This is a genomic window from Sporosarcina sp. FSL K6-1522 (assembly GCF_038622445.1).
GTDB lineage: Bacteria > Bacillota > Bacilli > Bacillales_A > Planococcaceae > Sporosarcina.
The window spans coordinates 2,722,198-2,741,324 of sequence record NZ_CP152019.1; the positions used below are offsets into that span (position 1 = coordinate 2,722,198).

Genomic DNA, 19,127 nt, shown 5'->3' on the forward strand with positions numbered 1-19,127 from the left:
GAAAGTATAAGTGTTTCAACTGGGGTCGTTGTCTAGGCTCCAGTGCCAGGGCGCCTGCGCTTTTCTTAATCACAACTTCAAGGGGGAATAGACTGTGTCAGAAACTTTAAAACGTACCGTGCTTTTTGATAGCTATGCGGAGTACGGCGGAAAAACAATCGATTTCGGTGGTTGGGAATTACCTGTTCAATTTTCAAGCATCAAAGCTGAACATGAAGCAGTTCGTACCAAAGCTGGTTTGTTTGATGTGTCGCACATGGGTGAAGTACTCGTTCGCGGTGAAGGTGCACTCGCTTATTTACAAAAGCTCGTGACGAACGATGTATCGAAATTGAAAGACGGTCAAGCGCAATATACAGCTATGTGTTATGAAAACGGCGGTACAGTTGATGATCTTCTTATTTACAAACGTGCAGATAACGACTACCTACTTGTTGTCAACGCGTCAAATATTGACAAAGATCTTGAGTGGATGAATAAACATCTAACAGGCGATGTCACAATTGAAGACCAGTCTGCTGCTTATACACTTCTTGCTTTGCAAGGACCTGTAGCACAAGATGTTTTGCAAAAATTGACGGATGAGCCGTTGGAAGAGATTAAATTTTTCCGATTCAAAGAAAACGTCAATATCGCGGGGCACAATGTACTCATTTCTCGTACAGGTTATACAGGTGAAGATGGCTTTGAAATTTACGGTTCTCCAGAAGCAGCTGTTGCATTATGGCCGGCAATTCTTAAAGCAGGTGAAAGTGAAGGCGTTATTCCAGCAGGTTTAGGTGCTCGTGATACACTTCGTTTTGAGTCTGGTTTACCACTTTATGGTCAAGAATTGTCTAAAGATATTTCACCACTTGAAACAGGTTTAGGTTTTGTTGTAAAGGTAAATAAAGAAGAAGATTTCATTGGTAAAGAAGCACTTGCTGCTCAAAAGGAAAACGGTGTACCACGTAAACTTGTAGGTCTTGAGATGATTGACAAAGGCATTCCACGTACAGGTTACAAAGTGTTCCTTGGTGACGAAGAAATCGGAGAAGTCACAACGGGTACACAATCACCAACGCTTAAAAAGAATATTGGATTTGCTCTATTGAAGAGCGAGCATACTTCACAAGGCACAGAAGTGGAAGTGGAAGTTCGTAATAAGCGTTTGAAAGCAGTTATTATTGCAACACCATTTTATAAACGATAATGAATGACATTATGAAAAGGGGACAAGTGGATATGAAGCATCGTTACCTTCCAATGACGGAAACCGATCGCGCAGAAATGCTAAAAACAATCGGAATTTCTTCCGTAGATGAACTTTTTGCAGATATTCCTGAACAAATTCGATTTAAAGGCGAGTACAATATTAAACAAGCGAAGTCTGAGTCTTCATTGACAAAAGAACTTTCACAACTTGCTGCAAAAAATGCTGACGCACGTACATATACATCATTTTTAGGTGCGGGTGTCTATGATCATTACAAGCCAATCATCGTTGACCATGTGATTTCACGTTCAGAGTTTTACACGGCTTATACACCATACCAACCAGAAATTTCACAAGGTGAATTGCAAGCAATCTTTGAATTCCAGACAATGATCTGTGAATTGACTGGTATGGATCTAGCCAACTCATCTATGTATGATGGTGGAACAGCTCTTGCAGAGGCAGGAATGCTTGCTGCAGGCCATACACGTCGGAAAAAATTGCTTGTGTCTGAAACTGTACATCCTGAATCTCGTGATGTTGTGCTTTCTTACGCAAATGGACAATCAATCGAAGTTGTAACCATTCCACAAAAAGATGGCGTTACAGATCTTGCAAAATTGGAAGAAATGATTGATGACAATACAGCGGCAGTACTTGTCCAATATCCGAACTTCTTCGGTCAAATCGAAGATATTCAAAAAATTGGTGACATTGCACATGATAAAGGCGGCTTGTTCGTTGTATCAGCGAATCCACTTGCACTTGGCGTATTAACACCACCAGGTAAATTAGGTGCAGATATTACAGTTGGAGATGCGCAACCATTCGGAATTGCCGAAGCATTTGGCGGTCCACACTGTGGTTATTTCGCTGTAACGAAAAAGTTAATGCGTAAAGTACCAGGACGTCTTGTTGGAGAAACAACAGATGATGAAGGACGTCGTGGCTATGTATTGACACTTCAAGCACGTGAACAGCATATCCGTCGTGATAAAGCGACATCTAATATTTGTTCAAACCAAGCGTTGAACGCACTTGCAGCTTCTGTTGCGATGACAGCACTTGGAAAAGTAGGCGCACAAGAAATTGCTTACCAAAACATCGTCAAAACACGTTATGCGAAAGAAGCATTTGAAAAAGCTGGTTTCGCTGTGAAGTATGAAGGTGCGCACTTCAACGAAATCGTTGTCGATTGCAAACAAGCTGTTAAAGAAGTGAATGCACAATTGTTCACAAAAGGAATTATTGGTGGTTATGACCTTGGTCTAACATATCCAGAACTTGCAAACCATGCACTAATCGCTGTAACAGAACAGCGTACAAAAGAAGAAATCGATGCACTTGTGCAGGAAATGGAGGCCCTTCATGCATAAAGATAATCAGCCGTTAATTTTTGAACTGACGAAAGAAGGACGGGTAGGTTATAGCCTTCCTGAACTAGATGTGCCTGAATTAGACCTTTCCGGCCTATTGCCAGAAGGCTTTGTCCGTGAAGAAGCTGCGGAACTTCCGGAAGTTTCTGAGCTTGATATTATGCGTCACTATACAGCATTATCTAATCGTAACCATGGTGTAGACACAGGATTTTATCCACTAGGATCATGTACGATGAAATACAATCCTAAAATCAATGAATCTGTTGCGCGTTACCCAGGATTTGCGAACATTCACCCATTGCAGGATGAGTCGACAGTTCAAGGGGCAATGGAATTATTGTACGATTTACAAGAGCATCTCGTTGAAATTACGGGAATGGATGAAGTTACGCTTCAACCAGCTGCAGGTGCACACGGTGAATGGACAGCATTGATGATGATCCGTGCCTTCCACGAAGCGAACGGTGACTTTAACCGAACGAAAGTACTTGTTCCTGACTCAGCGCACGGAACGAATCCAGCATCAGCTACAGTTGCAGGATTTGAAACGGTAACAGTTAAGTCGAATGAGCATGGACTTGTCGATCTTGAAGACTTGAAACGTGTCGTTGGTTCAGATACAGCAGCACTTATGCTGACAAACCCGAATACATTGGGACTTTTTGAAGAAGACATTCTTGAAATGGCTGAAATCGTTCACGGTGCTGGCGGAAAGCTCTACTATGACGGTGCGAACTTAAACGCAGTTATGTCTAAAGCGCGCCCTGGCGACATGGGCTTTGATGCAGTTCACTTGAACTTGCACAAAACGTTCACGGGTCCACACGGTGGTGGAGGCCCAGGTTCAGGTCCAGTTGGTGTGAAAGCGGATTTGATTCCATTCTTGCCAAAACCAGTTCTTGTGAAAAAAGACGATGTATTCACATTCGATTACAATCGTCCACAATCTATCGGACGCGTTAAACCGTATTATGGAAACTTTGGTATCAATGTGCGTGCTTACACGTATATCCGTTCAATGGGACCAGACGGCTTGAAAGCAGTTACGGAATACGCGGTATTGAATGCGAACTATATGATGCGTCGACTTGAGCCTTACTTCGACCTACCATATAATCGTCATTGTAAGCATGAATTCGTACTTTCAGGTCGTCGTCAGAAGAAACTTGGCGTGCGTACACTTGATATGGCGAAACGTCTGCTTGACTTTGGCTATCATCCACCAACAATCTACTTCCCACTAAACGTTGAGGAAGGGATGATGATTGAGCCGACAGAAACAGAGTCGAAAGAAACACTCGACGCATTCTGTGATGCACTCATTCAAATCGCAAAAGAAGTTGATGAAAACCCTGAAATCGTTCAAAATGCACCACATACGACGGTTATCAATCGTTTAGATGAAACGAAAGCGGCTCGTCAACCTGTATTACGTTATACAAAATAAAAAATATAAAAAGCACAGCAATTTTGCGCTGTGCTTTTTATATTTTGAGAGAGTTTCTATGTTTCTTCTTATTAAAATCCAATCGAGCCCTCTTGTTCCCAATTTCCTTTTGTAGATCGTTTATGTTGCTTTTGCAAATCCTGAATTCGTCTGTCATATTCAACCGTTCCATCATAATGAAAACCGAGTGCAACGGACATGTACAATTCGTTGAGTTGGGAAACAGATAACCCTGCTGTACGTTTTGTAACATCGTTCAATTGTTCATCATTGAATAGTCCTTTTTTGTCGAGTTTCTTCATATAAGCACGACGAACTTCGGATGTCGGGGAAAGAATCTCATAGCTGCTGTCGAAACGACCTGCGCGGTTAATGAGGGCAGGATCAATTTTTTCTGGATAGTTAGTTGTCCCGATGATAAATAGTCCTGCACGTACACGAGCACCGTCTAATGTATTAAGAAATGAACTGCGTGTATGTTCCGGCATGGAGTCGATATCTTCAATAACGAGAATCGCAGGGGCCATCCTTTCGACGGTCGTGAATACTTCTTGTATAGAATAGCTACCTGTATGTTCTGTAATTTGCCAATAGATGACGGGGGCTGATGTCGAGCCGGTAATTGAGCGGACAAGTGTGGTTTTACCGTTTCCAGGGGCACCATACAATAAAATGCCGCGTTTATAAGGCAGTCCATATTCCTTGTAGAATGATCCGCCATCTTTGAAAAATTCATCAATTGCTCGAAAGATATCGGATTTCATGCGGTCCTCTAAAAATACATCCTCTCTGCTGACCTTTTCCCCATGCTCAAAACTTTTCTTTTCGACGCCACTTTCTGTATCGACTAAGTACGTGACCGTCGTTTTCATTGTTTCACGTTGCAGGTGATTGAGCTCTTCGATGAATGTTTTTACTTTCTCAGCGGAAGAAGAGAAAAGTTGATATTCGGGCCAGGTTGAACCGCTACCACCATAGTATAGTAATTGCGTGAAAGCGACATCAAAGTCGGGGAAGTACAACAATTGGTTTTCAATTGTCTCAGAAATGCGTAATTTGAACTCTTGAGTTGAATTGGATCGTCCTACCTTCTTAGTAGGTCGCACGCCGTAGATATGACCGAGTGATTCGTAGTGCAACTTTCCTTTTTTCATTAACTCATCAATAACGGACTCTGCATGAGCAATAAGCTCTTCAGCTTGAATGACTTTCCAGTCTTGTTGCTGTCGTTCGTTTAAACGGTTGAAAATATGTCGATTGACGGCTGCATAATCTTCATAAAACGGTAAGGTATTACGCACATCTCTATCAATTGGCAATAAAATTAAATTTTCCATAAGTCTCTCCATTTCTATACTGTTTTTAGTAAAAAAAGTTCCTCCTTAATTAAGGAAGAACTTTACGCTTACTTGCTTTTTACTTTACCTGTCCATAAACGGAATCCGCCTTGGAGGTGGAATAATTGTGTATAGTCTTTTTTCTTCAGGAATAATGCTGCACGTGCGCTTTTCCCACCGTTTTGATCGTACAGATAAACGGGCTTGTCCGGACGGATTTCTTTATACCGTTGACGGAATTGGGAATAAGGAACATTACGTGCCCCAAGGATATGGCCTGCCTCAAATTCTTTTGCTTCACGAACATCGATGAGCTGTGCTTTTCGATAGCCTTCAATAAACTGTTCTTGTGTTAAATTGGTTACAGCTTTACGAAGACGAAGCATCGTCACAACGAAGTAAGCGATCATAATGAGGACGATAGCCCCTAATACATAATAATTCACAACAACTTTCCCCTTTCTCTCTTCTTTCTCATTATAAAGAGTTAGCGGCCGTTGTTCAATGGATAGGGGAAATAAAGAGTGTCTCAATGATGGTTTGACTAGGTTTTAGTAGGATACTCCATTTCTTGAGCCACCTCTTTGACAATCGTAAGAAATCGTTCGGAAACTGACGACATATAGCGATTCCGAAGAGTGAGGATATTAAGCTTCGTTTGGAGCGTTGGAAATGACAATGGTCGCAGTACAGGAAAATCGGGTGAATGAAAGTTCTGAAAGCAACTAGGCGTAAAACAAATGCCTGCTCCTCTTCTGACCATTAAAAGCGTAGGTAATGTTTCTGTGCCCCAGTAAACGACGTTAGGGGTAAAGCCGTTATCTTGACAGGCCTCAATAATATCATCGGCAAGGCCTGACCCATAAGAAGTCGTAGGTAAAAGAAAACGTTCGTTTGCAAGATCTGCTATTTCAATCGTTTCTTTTTTGCATAAGGGATGATTAGGCGGAAGCGCTAACAGTAAAGGTTCAGTTAGTAGTGTTAGGGTTTGAATATCCTCCGCTCTAATAGAAGACCGAACAATCCCAATGTCGATTGTGAAATTACGTAAATTTTCTAAAATATAAGATGTGTTGCCTTCACGGACATGTGTAACAACATTAGGAGTATCCTTTTGCAATCTTTGTAAGACATCTGGCAATATAAATAGGCTTGTGGATGTACTACAGCCCAATTTGACAGTACCTCTGATGCCCTCATGATACTCAACTAATTTCCTTTCAGTGTTCTCCGTGGAGTCCAATAATTCTTTTCCTTGCTCATATAAAAATGTTCCACTAGCTGTTAATTCTAGGTATCTGCCCGAGCGATTAAAAAGCGTGACCCCCAATTCCTCTTCGAACTTCCTTATCAAAATACTCAAGGGCGGTTGTGTCATTTGTAGCGCCGCCGCGGCTTTCGTAATACTTCCTTCCTCTACAACTTTAATAAAACAACTCAAACGATGTAGGTTCATGCAAACCTCTCCCTTCAATTCTATTCATAAAAAATATGGAAGACATATATAAGATATATTTTACATTATAGATATCGAAAGATATACTATTACCACAAGGTAGAACATTCAGAAAATTATTGCTGATTTACCGTATTTTATCATAATCAGTATAAGTTTTCAGAATGGTAATTGTTTCATCGTTTGTCAAAGGTTTTGGCAAGGTTTTTATACGACAACTTATAAACGGGGGTTTTATCAATGACAACGCATAACATCGCTCAACAATCAAAAACGGCAGAACTAGTAGAACTAGACAAACAGCATTTTCTTCATCCCGCTACAAATCCAAAGGCAATGGTAGACAATGGACCGGCCATCATTTTTGCGGAAGGCAAGGGGGTGACTGTTACGAGTACGGAAGGCAAAGTATATATCGATGGCATGTCGATGCTTTGGAATGTCAACTTGGGGCATGGTAACCAAGAGCTTGCCGAGGCAGGTCATCAGCAATTATCTACACTTGCTTGTACGTCTCAATTTAAAGGGTTTTCCAATGAACCAGCCATTCGACTGGCGGAAAAGTTAGCTTCGTTAGCCCCTGGCGATTTAAATAGTGTTTTCTATACGTCGGGTGGATCGGAGTCAAATGACACAGCGATTAAACTTGCCCGCTTTTACTGGGAGTTAAAAGGAAAAACGACAAAAAGAAAATTCATCGCATTGAATAATGCTTACCATGGTGTAACGGTAGCCGCTCAAACAGCGACGGGAATCCCTGCATTCCATAACTTCTCAGGGTCAGGTATTGACGGAGTGATTCGCGCAACAGCCTATCTGCTAGATAGTGAACGAGGTGAGAAAGATGCACCGGGCTATGAACACTCCATTCGAGCGGCGATTGAAAGAGAAGGGGCAGATACGATTGCGGGAATTATTATTGAACCTGTTCAAGGAGCAGGAGGCGTAAACATCCCACCTGAAGGCTATTTAGAAGCAGTGCGCAATCTATGCGATGAGTTTGGCATTCTATTTCTGGCAGATGAAGTCATCTGTGGATTTGGGCGTACTGGAAAAATGTTTGGGGTAGATAACTGGAATGTCGTTCCGGATATGATGTCTATCGCTAAAGGATTGACGAGTGGCTATTCTCAGCTTGGTGGCGTTATGCTAAACGACGATATAAAAGAAACGATTGCCGGTTATGATGCGGTTGTCCCTCATGGCTTCACGTACAGTGGGCATCCCACAGCTTGTGCAATCGGTTTGAAGAACCTTGAAATCATTGAGCGTGACCATATCGTTGAACATGCAAAAAGTATGGAAGTCGAGTTAAAAAAAGGACTACGATATTTAGAAGAGAAGCATAGTATTGTGACGAATTGTAGAGCAATTGGTTTGTTAGCGGCCTTTGAACTTTATGAGGATCCTGCAAGCGGCAAACTATTCGATTCTACAGTCTTTCCAGCCAACACAGTGGTGGATGCTTGCTTTGAACGTCAACTAATTGTAAGAGCTCTTGGAGGACATAACCAAATCATTGCGCTTGCACCGCCTCTTATCATTAACAAAGAAGAAATTGCCCAAATGATTCAAATTCTAGATGAAGCAATTACTGCTTTTAAAGAAACGCTTAATTAATCGAAGGTCAGGGGGATACGAATGTTGTATATAAACGGTGCATGGCGTGATTCAGCCACAAAATTGAATGTCCTAAATCCGGCAACAGGTAAGGTCCTAACAGCAGTAGCGACAGGTGGAAAAGCCGAAACGCAAGAGGCCATTGCAAGCGCAAAAAAAGCGTTTGCAACGTGGGGGAAGACGACGGGAAATGAGCGTAGCAATTATTTATCCAAAGCTGTTCAATTGATGAAAGAAAGGTCCAAGGAATTAGCTGAAACCATTACGCTTGAAAATGGGAAACCGTTACCTGACGCAACGCGTGAAGTAGCGGGGGCAATTGGTTTTTTTGAATGGTATGCAGAAGAAGCAAAGCGAATTTATGGAGACACTCTTCCAGCATCCGATCCTGATAAACAGTTAATGGTTATTCGTGAGCCGGTTGGAGTATGTGCGGCCATTACACCATGGAATTTCCCGCTATCCATGATTACAAGGAAAATCGCACCTGCTTTAGCTGCCGGATGTACGGTTGTGTTGAAACCAGCTGATGTCACGCCGCTTTCAGCCATCAAAGTGTTTGAATGCTTCCATGAAGCTGGATTACCTGCCGGAGTTGCCAATCTTGTCATTGGACCGGCTGAAGAAATTGGTAGTGAAATGACGAGAAATCCAGATGTTCGTAAAATTACATTTACAGGATCTACGAGAGTGGGTAAAAAACTCATGCGCGATTCAGCGGACACTGTGAAGAAAATATCGATGGAGCTTGGTGGTCATGCACCGTATGTCGTGTTTGAGGATGCAGAAATTGACGCAGCAGTGAACGGCGTTTTGGTGTCAAAATTCATTAACGCCGGCCAAACATGCATTAGCACAAATCGAATTTACGTTGCGGAGTCGATAGCGAATGAGTTTTCGGAGAAGTTAGCTGCGAAAGTATCTGCATTGGTTGTTGGAAATGGCTTGGAGGAGGGTGTGAATGTCGGCCCATTAATTAATCAAGCCGCACTTGAAAAGGTGCAACACCAAGTAGAGGATGCCGTGAAACAAGGTGGAAAAGTTCTTACAGGTGGAAAAATCTTTACGCTAGAAAAAGAAAGCGGTTACTTCTTTGAGCCGACAGTTATTCATTACGCCAATGATCGTATGCAAATTACGACAGAAGAGACTTTTGGACCGGTCGCCCCGATTTACACATTTCAGACGGAAGAAGAGGTGGTGGAAAGAGCGAACCATGCGGAATATGGGCTCGCGGCCTATTGTTATACGAAAGATTTAGGGCGCGGATTACGGATGATGCGTGCCTTAGAATTCGGCATTGTTGGCATTAATGACCCAGCTCCGGCTGTCGTTCAAGCTCCATTTGGTGGTGTGAAAGAGAGTGGAACTGGTAAAGAAGGTGGAAAGTACGGTCTGGAGGAGTATTTGGAAGAGAAATATGTGTCCATTTATATGAAGTAAACCGTACGTCGATTGCAGTAGACTTATCGCAAGTTGAAGGTTTTTTCAGACTTTACGTATTGGAAGATAAGTCTACTCAATGGGGTACGGTACGTGCAACTAAAAGACATTAATCCAAAAAGAGAGGAAGAGTTGTGAATGCCCCAAGTAAACTTGAAAAATCAAGCACAAGAAATAGTCGTACGCAATATTTTGAAAGAAGATCTGGATGCAGTTGCTGCGTTATCTATGAAGTGTTTTGGGCCCGATATGTCATTGAAACACGAACATTTTGAAAGTCAGTTGGAGTTATTTCCAGAAGGTCAAATTTGTTTGGAATGTAATGGTCAAATTGTAGGGACAGCTTTAAGTTTAATTGTAAATTTCGAAGAGTATGGGGACGAGCATACGTATTATGAAATTTCAGATTTAGGGTTTATTCGCAATCATAACCCGCAGGGGCGCAATTTGTATGGTATTGAGGTCGGTGTTGATGAAGCGTTTAGAGGGATGCAATTAGGGCGTCATCTGTATGACGGTCGACGAAGAATTTGTCAAGAATTCAACTTGGATAGCATTATAATTGGTGGACGTATGCCTAACTTTTATAAATATGCTGAACATATGAGTGCGGATGAATATGTACAAGCAGTAATGGCTGGAAACCTATACGATCCAGTCCTAACTTTCCAATTGAAAAATGGCTTCCAACTTAAAAAAGTCATTGCGAATTATTTACCGAATGATGTGGAGTCGTTGGAGTATGGAGCGCTAATGGAATGGAAAAACACGGACTATAAACCGAGGTTAGTAGAATAGTTTATGTGCATGTATTCTATCAATAGAGTAGATGAGGAGGTGTTTCTTGTAGTTAGCGAAAGCTATCAAGAGCAGCGTTCTCTTGACGGGTTTCGCTAGCTATAGGAGCTCCTTTTGAAATTGGACGGCAAGATGAGAGAGGTATGGACATTTGACGGCTATGATTTTCTTATGATTCTCGCCACAAATGAAAGCGCTTACAACAGTGGCGGTTTACTGCACTAGAGATGAAAGAATTGAACCGATAGATACGGGGGGACATGCATGTCTGATAAAACCACGCTTAAGCGGTCACTTGGTGTATGGGCCATTGTTGCATTAGGGCTAGGTTATATGACACCAACAATTGTCTTTGATACATTTGGAATTGTATCAAAATTAACAAATGGTGTTGTACCAGCGGCTTATCTTGTTGCATTGCTAGTCATGTCGTTGACGGCGATTAGTTATGGAAAAATGGTGCAGGCATTCCCGCAGGCGGGTTCGGCCTATACTTATACACGGGAAACAATGGGACCTCATCTCGGATTCCTTGTAGGATGGGCTTCGTTATTGGATTATTTATTATTACCCATGGTTAACGCTTTAATTATTAGAATTTATATGGAATCACTTTTTCCAGGTATTCCAATTTGGATTTGGGTTTTCGCCTATGTCATTATCATCACAGCCATCAATGTTTACAGCATGGAATCGACATCAGGCTTAAATATGATACTCGTTGTTTTCACAATTTCGCTCATTGCCATATTTCTTATTCTCGCTGCTGTCCAGCTTTATAATGGAATGGGAGAAGGAACATTATTCACTATTAATCCGTTGACCAATGCCAATGTGGAATTGGTGGCTGTTTTAACGGGGGCAACCGTCGTTGCGTTTTCATTTATTGGATTTGATGCGATCACGATGTATACAGAAGAGGCGAGAGATACGTCAACTGTTCCAAGGGCCATTCTACTAACGGTTATGATCGGCGGTGTGATCTTCTTCATCTCATCTTATTTTGCCCAAGCGTTATTCCCAGATTTGTCAGTGTTTAACACATTAGATGATACATTACCTGAAATTGGACTTTTGGTTGGTGGCCAGGTATTTCAATTAATCTTCTTAGCGGGAGCATTTGCGGCTACAATTGCATCCGGACTAGCTTCGCATGCGAGTGTGTCACGCTTACTATTTGTAATGGGAAGAAACGGTGTTCTTCAGAAGAAAACATTCGGATATTTACACCCAAAGTTTAGAACACCGATCTTTACGGTTGTTTTGACGGGAGTCGTATCATTATTTGCAATAGGACCAGATTTAGAGTTAATTGCTTCTGTCATTAACTTTGGGGCATTAATCGCATTCACATTTGTGAACTTAGCGGTGATTATGCACTTCTATATTCGGCAGAAAAGAAGGTCAGGTGGAGACACTTTGAAATACCTCTTCATGCCGACTCTAGGAGCTTTAAGTACGGGGGTTCTCTGGTACCACTTACATGCTGATGCATTTATTAGCGGTATCATTTGGATTGCCGTCGGGATTATTTACATGTTGTTTATTACGAAGTTCTTTAAAAAAGAGCTTGGAAGCATGGATGTTATCGATGATGTTGGAACATTGGATGAAGAACTTTTTAAAACGAAAGGCTTTGAAAGTAGGGATCCTATCGAGGGTGTTGAGTCATTAGGGATTGAGACTTCCAAAACTTAAATAACACTAGGATGACTGTATGGAGGAAGATTATTATGAAAGAAAATCTTCCTCTTTTTAATGAAAAATGCAAGGGGGATTGTTTTGAAAAAGAAAATTCGACAGTATATCGATGAAAACAAAGAGGAATTGTTTAAAACGATTCAAGACGTTGTGCGTATAAAAAGTGTTGTTGGTCATGAACAAGAAATGCAAGCCTTTATGAAGAAGAAATATGAAGAACTTAACTTGAAAATCTATGAATTTGAGCCGAATTATGAAAAAGTATCTTCTCATAGCGCATTCATTGATTCGGGTATTCCGTTTGGGAATCGAAAAAATGTTATTGGCATTTATCGAGGCGCGAAAAAGGGGAAATCACTAACGCTTCATGGGCATGTGGATGTTGTTTCTCCGGAGCCGCTGTCGAATTGGACGATGGATCCTTGGTGCGGGGATATCATTGGAAATAAGTTATATGGTAGGGGTGCTGCAGATATGAAGGCAGGACTTATCTCCAATTGGTTCGCACTAAAAACATTAATCGATTTAGGGTATCCAATCGCTGGAGATGTGCAGTTACATGCTGTTATTGAAGAAGAAGCTGGTGGCGGTGGAGGAGCTTTAGCTTGTTTGGAAGAGGGGTTTATTACGGATGGCTATATCTCAACAGAGCCGCATAATTTAAATGTAACCATTTCGCACGCTGGAATACTGTATTTTCGTGTCTGTGTAAAAGGAAGAATTGCCCACGCAGGTTTAGCGCATGAAGGCGTGAATGCGATTTCAAAAATGATGAAAATCGTTGAAGCGCTAGAGAAGTTAAATGAATGGCGTGCGCAAAATATAAAGTTTGAGCTCTATGAAAAAGGATCCGGTCAGGCCGTACACTTAAACGTAGGCGTGTTAAAGGCTGGTGATTGGGTTTCAACTGTTCCAGGAGAAGCAATGCTTGAGGGAAGAATCGGGTTTATTCCAGGGGAAACACGCGAAGACATTAAACAACTCATGCAGGATACGATTATGCAGTCGGTTGAAGGCGATAAATGGATGATGGAAAATCCACCATTGCTTGAATGGTTTGGTTGGTCAACAGATCCGTGGTACCAAGATCCTGAAGATCCTTTTGTCCAATTGTTTCTCGAAAATGCGGAGGAGACGATGGGATATGAAGTCAATACAATTGGGAGAGCGTCAGGAAATGATGCGAGATTCACACAATACTATGATAAAAAGGGGCTCTGTTTTGGGCCGGTCGGTGAAAATATGCATGGACCCGATGAATGTGTTCACTTGGATAGCGTCGTAGAAGTTACAAATGTATTGGCGAATTATATTATTAAGTGGAGTGAAAGTAAGTGTAAGTAAGTGTAAGTGATTCATTTATTCAAAAATAAAGGTTGTTATAAATTAAAAATGAATCATGAAAACAGATTATTGAATGAACGTATTCAGTGATCTGTTTTTTTATGTTTGGACTTTTGACATTGGAAGCGACATTGACTAGTATAACTACGTATAGTAAATTGCATGATTTGGCCTCATAATCTAGTCAAATGGAATATATGGGCTGGACAATTATATTGTTCTGGAGGAGATTATATGACAAAGAAACTGATTCTATTTGATATTGATGGTACGCTCCTTGATCATGAGAAGAAATTACCAGTGTCCGCAAAAGAAGCTGTAAAGTCGCTAAAAGAAGCAGGGCATGAAGTAGCGATTGCAACGGGACGGGCTCCTTATTTCTTTCAAGATTTGCGGGAAGAGTTAGCCATTGATTCTTTCGTTTGCTTCAATGGTCAATATGTTGAAGTTGACAATGAAGTCATTTATAAAAATCCGCTCGATCGTACTTTTTTGGTGGAATTGATGGACTACGCCTCTTTGCAAAAGCATCCGCTTGTTTTTATGGGGGCGGAGTTGATGAAAACAACAATTGATTATCATACAGGGATAGAAGATGCTTTGGCTTCGTTGAAAGCAGGTGCTACTCATCCTGAATTGAATGCGAATTACTTTAATGAAGCCGATATCTATCAAACATTAGTATTTTGTGAAGAACATGAGGAAGCGCATTATCGGACAAATATGCGTAACTTGAATTTTATTCGTTGGCATGACTATTCGTTGGATGTCCTTCCACTTGGCGGTTCGAAAGCACAGGGAATTGAAAAGTTGATGGCGAAGAAAGGTTTCACAAAAGATCAAGTCTATGCTTTTGGCGATAATCTGAATGATATTGAAATGTTACAATATGTCGGTCATGGCGTAGCAATGGGAAATGCGCCTGAAGTAGTGAAAAAAGTGGCTAAGTATGTGACGAGGGATGTAGACAATGATGGCATTGTCCATGGCTTGAAAATGGTTGGTTTGTTGTAAATGCTAGAAGACTTTGAATAACTGAGCTGGGACTGGCGCATAGTCAGCCCTTTTCAATATGGATAGACATGAAATGGATTTGTGAAATAAAGATATATCTATAGCTAAGTGGCATGTGAGAATGCTAAAATGAAATGCGTTGCGAAGGGGGAATTCGGATGGGGAAAACAGTTTGGCACTTCATTAACTCAGGGAAATGTAGTGCTTCATTCAATATGGCATTAGATGAGGCGTTGTTAGAGTGGCATAGTAAAGGGGAAATTGGTCCGGTGTTGAGGTTTTATGAATGGGAGCCGGCAACATTATCGATCGGTTATTTCCAAAGTGTCGATAAAGAGATTGATATGGCTGCAGTCAGAAAGCATGGGCTTGGTTTTGTGCGGCGACCGACCGGAGGCAGAGGGGTTCTCCACGAGCATGAGCTTACATATAGCGTGATTGTGTCAGAACAGTATCCAGATATGCCTGATACTGTAACGGAAGCTTACCGTGTTATTTCGGGAGGCGTACTTGAAGGGTTCCGTAATTTAGGGCTTGATGCACAATTTTCGGTTCCGGAAACCGTCGAACAAAACGATACCTTGAAAAAACCAAAAAGTGCGGTTTGCTTTGATGCGCCAAGTTGGTATGAACTTGTTGTTGAGGGTAAGAAAGTAGCGGGGAGTGCACAGACGAGGCAAAAAGGTGTCATTTTGCAGCATGGTGCGATACTTTTAAAGCTGGATGAAGCCAAGCTTGTTTCTTTATTCAAATTCAATTCAGAAGAGCAGCGTGAGCGGATGCGGGTTAGCTTACCTGAAAAAGCGGTCGCCATTGATCGACTAGCTAAACGAGATATATCGATTGAAGAATGTGTTGGGGCTTTTGCCAAAGGATTTGAACAAGCGTTGGATATCGAGCTACAGCCATTGGAATTAACAGAAGGACAGTTGGCATTTGTTAGAGAGATTGAACGACAGAAATACGCGAATGATGATTGGACTTTTAAGAAATAAATACCATGCTTGTGTGATTGAATGTCGAAAAGCGTATATGTAAATAGTAAGGGGAAATATTTTTGTTGTATGTGTGAGCTAGAATTGATGAAAATGTCTATATGTTGTATATTTAAAAGAGAAATGACCACAAGGTATTGTGGTTTGTAAGGAAAATAAAAAGGAGGATGCCTGAATGACCACCGTTTCAAAGCATCAAGAACCAATGTTGGATAAAGCACAACTGAATAAGGATATTGCGAAATTCCCACAAGTGCATCCAATTACAGAAGATATGAAAATAGAGCATAGTGGCGTATCTAGACTCGTCATGATTGATAGGTATTCGTTTAAGGATACAGAAAAGAAGACATTGCAAATCGGGGATTTCGTCGTACTGACAGTAAAGGAAGATCCAAAATTTCCAGCGCGAGGGCTTGGCTTCATAACGGCATTGGATGAAGAGAATGGCAAAGCAGACATTTGGATTGAAGCAGATTATCGCTCCGCAATTGATAGCCCAGAAGAACAGGAGACAGGCGTTGTTACACGGTCACTAGATGTGATTGAAAAGCCACTTGAAGTATTTTACGAGCAAATTGCTAAACGTAATGCGACGGGGCTTGCGTCAGTTGAACTAACCGAAGAAAAGCGGAAAGAATCCTTTGATCGTTTCTACGACCAATTGTCACAGTTGAATTTCATCCCGGCAGGACGTGTACTGTATGGAGCGGGTTCGGACACAGAAGTCACGTTTTTCAACTGTTATGTGATGCCGTTTGTGGCGGATTCTCGCGAGGGCATTTCTGATCACCGCAAACAAGTGATGGAGATCATGAGCCGTGGTGGCGGTGTGGGAACGAATGGTTCTACACTACGTCCACGTAACACATTAGCACGTGGTGTTAATGGTAAATCGTCAGGGTCTGTCTCATGGCTAGACGATATTGCGAAATTAACGCATCTTGTGGAACAAGGTGGATCCAGACGTGGTAGAGCTATTTCGTGTGCCTCGTCTTTAAATAAACCTCGTGAATTGCTGGAAACTCTTTGATGACTTATCGGCTACAACGTAACTGGAAACAGTAAGCGTGAATGCTTGAGAACGATAGGTGGATAAAGACAATCAGCAGCCAAGCTCCTGTGAAATGGAGAAGGTTCAACGACCATCGAAAGCACGCTGAATAGGCGGAAGCAAGTAGAGTAGGGATTAAGCAATCCCGAAGTGCGAGGGTACTCTAAACGGGTATAAGATATGGTCTGATCTTCTAAGGTGACTTAGAGAGCTGGTGTAGCGAATCAGCGCAACAAATCGGCACAGATGATTATGTTAGCGGATTGGCACCCTGACATTTACGAATTTATCATCTCAAAAATGCAGAATCCGCGGATTTTACGTTTCCTTCTGGAACATACGGAAGATGAGTTGATCAAGAAGCTTGCAAGTGAAAAACTGAAATTTAAACCACTTACTACACAAGAAGAAGCGATGTACCAAGGCATTCTGAACTACCGGGCAATTCCAGGTATGGGCGGTTTCAACGAAGCCATCATGCGAGATGCAGAAGCAAAATTACGCGATGGTGGGACGTATTCCATTCATAATTCGGAATTCCTTACGGGTGCAAACATCTCTGTCACATTGACAGATGATTTTATGAAGGCTGTTGAACAGGATACGAATTACGAACTTCGTTTCCCAGCAGTTGAAAAATATTCACCTGCAGAAATGACGACATATAATGAAGAATGGCATAAAGTTGGAGATGTACGCGAATGGGAACGTCAGGGGCATGAAGTACGAGTATATCGGACGATTAAAGCACGTGCACTGTGGGATCTTATCAACATTTGCGCAACGTATTCCGCAGAACCGGGCATTTTCTTCATCGATAATGCCAACAACGAAACAAACGCTAAAGCATACGGCCAGCAAGTCGTAGCAACAAACCCGTGTGGTGAACTTCGCCTCACGTTAAAAATTGCGGGATGAAGCGGGGAAGCTGAGATGCCAATCCGAACCGAAGGCTGAAGATAAAGCTTTAGTCAGGGGCAACGCATACCTGGTGATCCTGTTTTCATTAGTTAGAAAACAGACTATAATCCAGGCACGAGACCGCAACACTGTATATCGCAGTGAAAATGTATGCTGAACTTACAGGAAAACGAACTGTAAGAACTGAAGGATAAAAAGCCTTCAGGATAACATAATTGGAACAACCATTAGCACCTTATTCGGTTTGTAACCTTGCTGCCGTAAACCTTGCTGAAGTGGCAGATAAAGAAATAAAAACGGTAAACTTTGAAAAATTGCGGGAAATTGTCCGTGTCGGTGTTCGAATGCAGGATAACGTGATCGACGGGACACCATATTTCCTTGAAGAAAATAAAGTACAAGCGCTAGGTGAACGCCGTGTGGGCCTAGGTGTTATGGGGCTTGCTGATTTACTTATTTATTGTGAAAAAGAATACGGCTCAGTAGCAGGTAATGAACTTGTCGACAGCGTATTTGAAACAATTGCGACAACGGCATACCGTGAGTCCATTGAACTTGCCAAAGAAAAAGGAAGCTTCCCGTTCCTTATTGGTAAATCAGATGAAGAAACACAAACCCTTCGTAAAGCATTCATCAATACAGGCTTCATGAAGAAAATGCCGGAAGATATCCGTCAAGCCATTTTGGAACATGGTATCCGTAACTCGCATCTCCTAACTGTTGCGCCAACTGGATCCACTGGAACAATGGTAGGCGTTTCCACTGGATTAGAACCTTATTTCTCCTTTACCTATTACCGCAGTGGACGCCTTGGGAAATTTATCGAGGTGAAGGCGAGTATTGTAGAGGAATATTTACAGCGTAATCCCGAAGCGGATCCGGATAACTTGCCGGAATGGTTCATCTCGTCAATGAGCCTTGCGCCGGAAGCGCATGCGGATGTGCAATGCATCATCCAGCGTTGGATCGATAGCTCGATTTCGAAAACAGTCAATGCACCACGTGGCTATACGGTTGAGCAAGTGGAAAGTGTCTATGAGCGCCTTTATAAAGGTGGCGCGAAAGGCGGTACTGTCTATGTAGATGGTAGTCGTGATTCACAAGTTTTGACGTTGAAAGCAGAAGAAAACAACATGGACACGGAGTATGTTGAAGAGGTTGTTGAACAACGAAAAGTGGTTCTTGTTGATACGATCCAAGATTTGCGTTCAACAAACGTCACGATTGGCTCTGAAGTCGGTGATACTTGTCCTGTTTGTAGACAAGGAACGGTTGAAGAAATGGGCGGTTGTAATACATGTACAAACTGTAACGCACAACTTCAATGTGGGCTATAAAAAGAATTAAAAAAACGGAAGGTGCCTGATTGGGCAACCTTCCGTTTTTTAGATTAAGAAAGTATAAGTTTCTCAACTTAACCTAG

General features: G+C 41.9%; 13 protein-coding genes and 3 pseudogenes. 13 read left to right on the forward strand and 3 right to left on the reverse strand.

The annotated features are described in order from the left end of the window. The first annotated feature begins 94 nt into the window (after positions 1 to 94). From gcvT to gcvPB, 3 genes are read left to right on the forward strand one after another with little or no spacing between them, the layout of a single operon-like run. Positions 95 to 1,192 carry a glycine cleavage system aminomethyltransferase GcvT gene (gene gcvT, locus MKY34_RS13410; RefSeq protein ID WP_342511380.1) on the forward strand — a complete coding sequence of 366 codons (1,098 nt, stop codon included), beginning with the start codon at positions 95 to 97 and terminating at the stop codon, positions 1,190 to 1,192. A 32-nt stretch (positions 1,193 to 1,224) separates the two neighbouring features. Then, entirely contained in the window at positions 1,225 to 2,571 is a 1,347-nt protein-coding gene (gene gcvPA, locus MKY34_RS13415; protein ID WP_342511382.1) for an aminomethyl-transferring glycine dehydrogenase subunit GcvPA, read from the forward strand. Further along, positions 2,564 to 4,021, forward strand: coding sequence for an aminomethyl-transferring glycine dehydrogenase subunit GcvPB (gene gcvPB / locus MKY34_RS13420; protein WP_342511384.1), 1,458 nt, complete (start codon positions 2,564 to 2,566; stop codon positions 4,019 to 4,021). The genes gcvPA and gcvPB overlap by 8 nt, the downstream gene beginning before the upstream one ends. Before the next feature lie 71 nt (positions 4,022 to 4,092). Here gcvPB and MKY34_RS13425 read toward each other — a convergent pair whose 3' ends face one another. From MKY34_RS13425 to MKY34_RS13435, 3 genes are all read right to left on the reverse strand, one after another. After that, positions 4,093 to 5,358 (reverse strand): ATP-binding protein, encoded by a 1,266-nt coding sequence (locus tag MKY34_RS13425; protein WP_342511386.1) that lies wholly within the window; start codon positions 5,356 to 5,358, stop codon positions 4,093 to 4,095. Between the two features lie 68 nt (positions 5,359 to 5,426). Continuing rightward, positions 5,427 to 5,768 (reverse strand): rhodanese-like domain-containing protein, encoded by a 342-nt coding sequence (locus tag MKY34_RS13430; RefSeq protein WP_342515262.1) that lies wholly within the window; start codon positions 5,766 to 5,768, stop codon positions 5,427 to 5,429. 134 nt (positions 5,769 to 5,902) lie between these two features. Then, positions 5,903 to 6,814, reverse strand: coding sequence for a LysR family transcriptional regulator (locus tag MKY34_RS13435; RefSeq protein ID WP_342511388.1), 912 nt, complete (start codon positions 6,812 to 6,814; stop codon positions 5,903 to 5,905). A 240-nt stretch (positions 6,815 to 7,054) separates the two neighbouring features. Between MKY34_RS13435 and MKY34_RS13440 the strand changes: the two genes are divergently transcribed. The 10 genes and pseudogenes from MKY34_RS13440 to MKY34_RS13485 form a co-directional block, all read left to right on the forward strand. Then, positions 7,055 to 8,434 (forward strand): aspartate aminotransferase family protein, encoded by a 1,380-nt coding sequence (locus MKY34_RS13440; RefSeq protein WP_342511390.1) that lies wholly within the window; start codon positions 7,055 to 7,057, stop codon positions 8,432 to 8,434. 21 nt (positions 8,435 to 8,455) lie between these two features. Continuing rightward, positions 8,456 to 9,877, forward strand: coding sequence for an NAD-dependent succinate-semialdehyde dehydrogenase (locus tag MKY34_RS13445; protein WP_342511392.1), 1,422 nt, complete (start codon positions 8,456 to 8,458; stop codon positions 9,875 to 9,877). Between the two features lie 138 nt (positions 9,878 to 10,015). Next, the gene (locus MKY34_RS13450) at positions 10,016 to 10,675 is read left to right on the forward strand and encodes a GNAT family N-acetyltransferase (protein ID WP_342511394.1); all 660 of its coding nucleotides are present in this window, start codon (positions 10,016 to 10,018) and stop codon (positions 10,673 to 10,675) included. 264 nt (positions 10,676 to 10,939) lie between these two features. Next, positions 10,940 to 12,373 (forward strand): APC family permease, encoded by a 1,434-nt coding sequence (locus MKY34_RS13455; RefSeq protein WP_342511396.1) that lies wholly within the window; start codon positions 10,940 to 10,942, stop codon positions 12,371 to 12,373. Positions 12,374 to 12,457: 84 nt separating this feature from the next. Next, positions 12,458 to 13,720: an ArgE/DapE family deacylase gene (locus MKY34_RS13460; protein WP_342511398.1), complete on the forward strand. Its 1,263-nt coding sequence runs from the start codon at positions 12,458 to 12,460 to the stop codon at positions 13,718 to 13,720. 234 nt (positions 13,721 to 13,954) lie between these two features. After that, entirely contained in the window at positions 13,955 to 14,734 is a 780-nt protein-coding gene (locus MKY34_RS13465; RefSeq protein ID WP_342511399.1) for a Cof-type HAD-IIB family hydrolase, read from the forward strand. A gap of 158 nt (positions 14,735 to 14,892) precedes the next feature. Continuing rightward, the gene (locus MKY34_RS13470; RefSeq protein ID WP_342511401.1) at positions 14,893 to 15,729 is read left to right on the forward strand and encodes a biotin/lipoate A/B protein ligase family protein; all 837 of its coding nucleotides are present in this window, start codon (positions 14,893 to 14,895) and stop codon (positions 15,727 to 15,729) included. A 175-nt stretch (positions 15,730 to 15,904) separates the two neighbouring features. Next, a pseudogene (locus MKY34_RS13475) lies at positions 15,905 to 16,702 on the forward strand (ribonucleotide reductase N-terminal alpha domain-containing protein); the annotation flags it as partial. A gap of 321 nt (positions 16,703 to 17,023) precedes the next feature. After that, a pseudogene (locus MKY34_RS13480) lies at positions 17,024 to 17,671 on the forward strand (ribonucleotide-diphosphate reductase subunit alpha); the annotation flags it as partial. A gap of 251 nt (positions 17,672 to 17,922) precedes the next feature. After that, positions 17,923 to 19,041 (forward strand): annotated as a pseudogene (locus MKY34_RS13485) (ribonucleotide-diphosphate reductase subunit alpha); the annotation flags it as partial. Positions 19,042 to 19,127 lie beyond the last annotated feature (86 nt).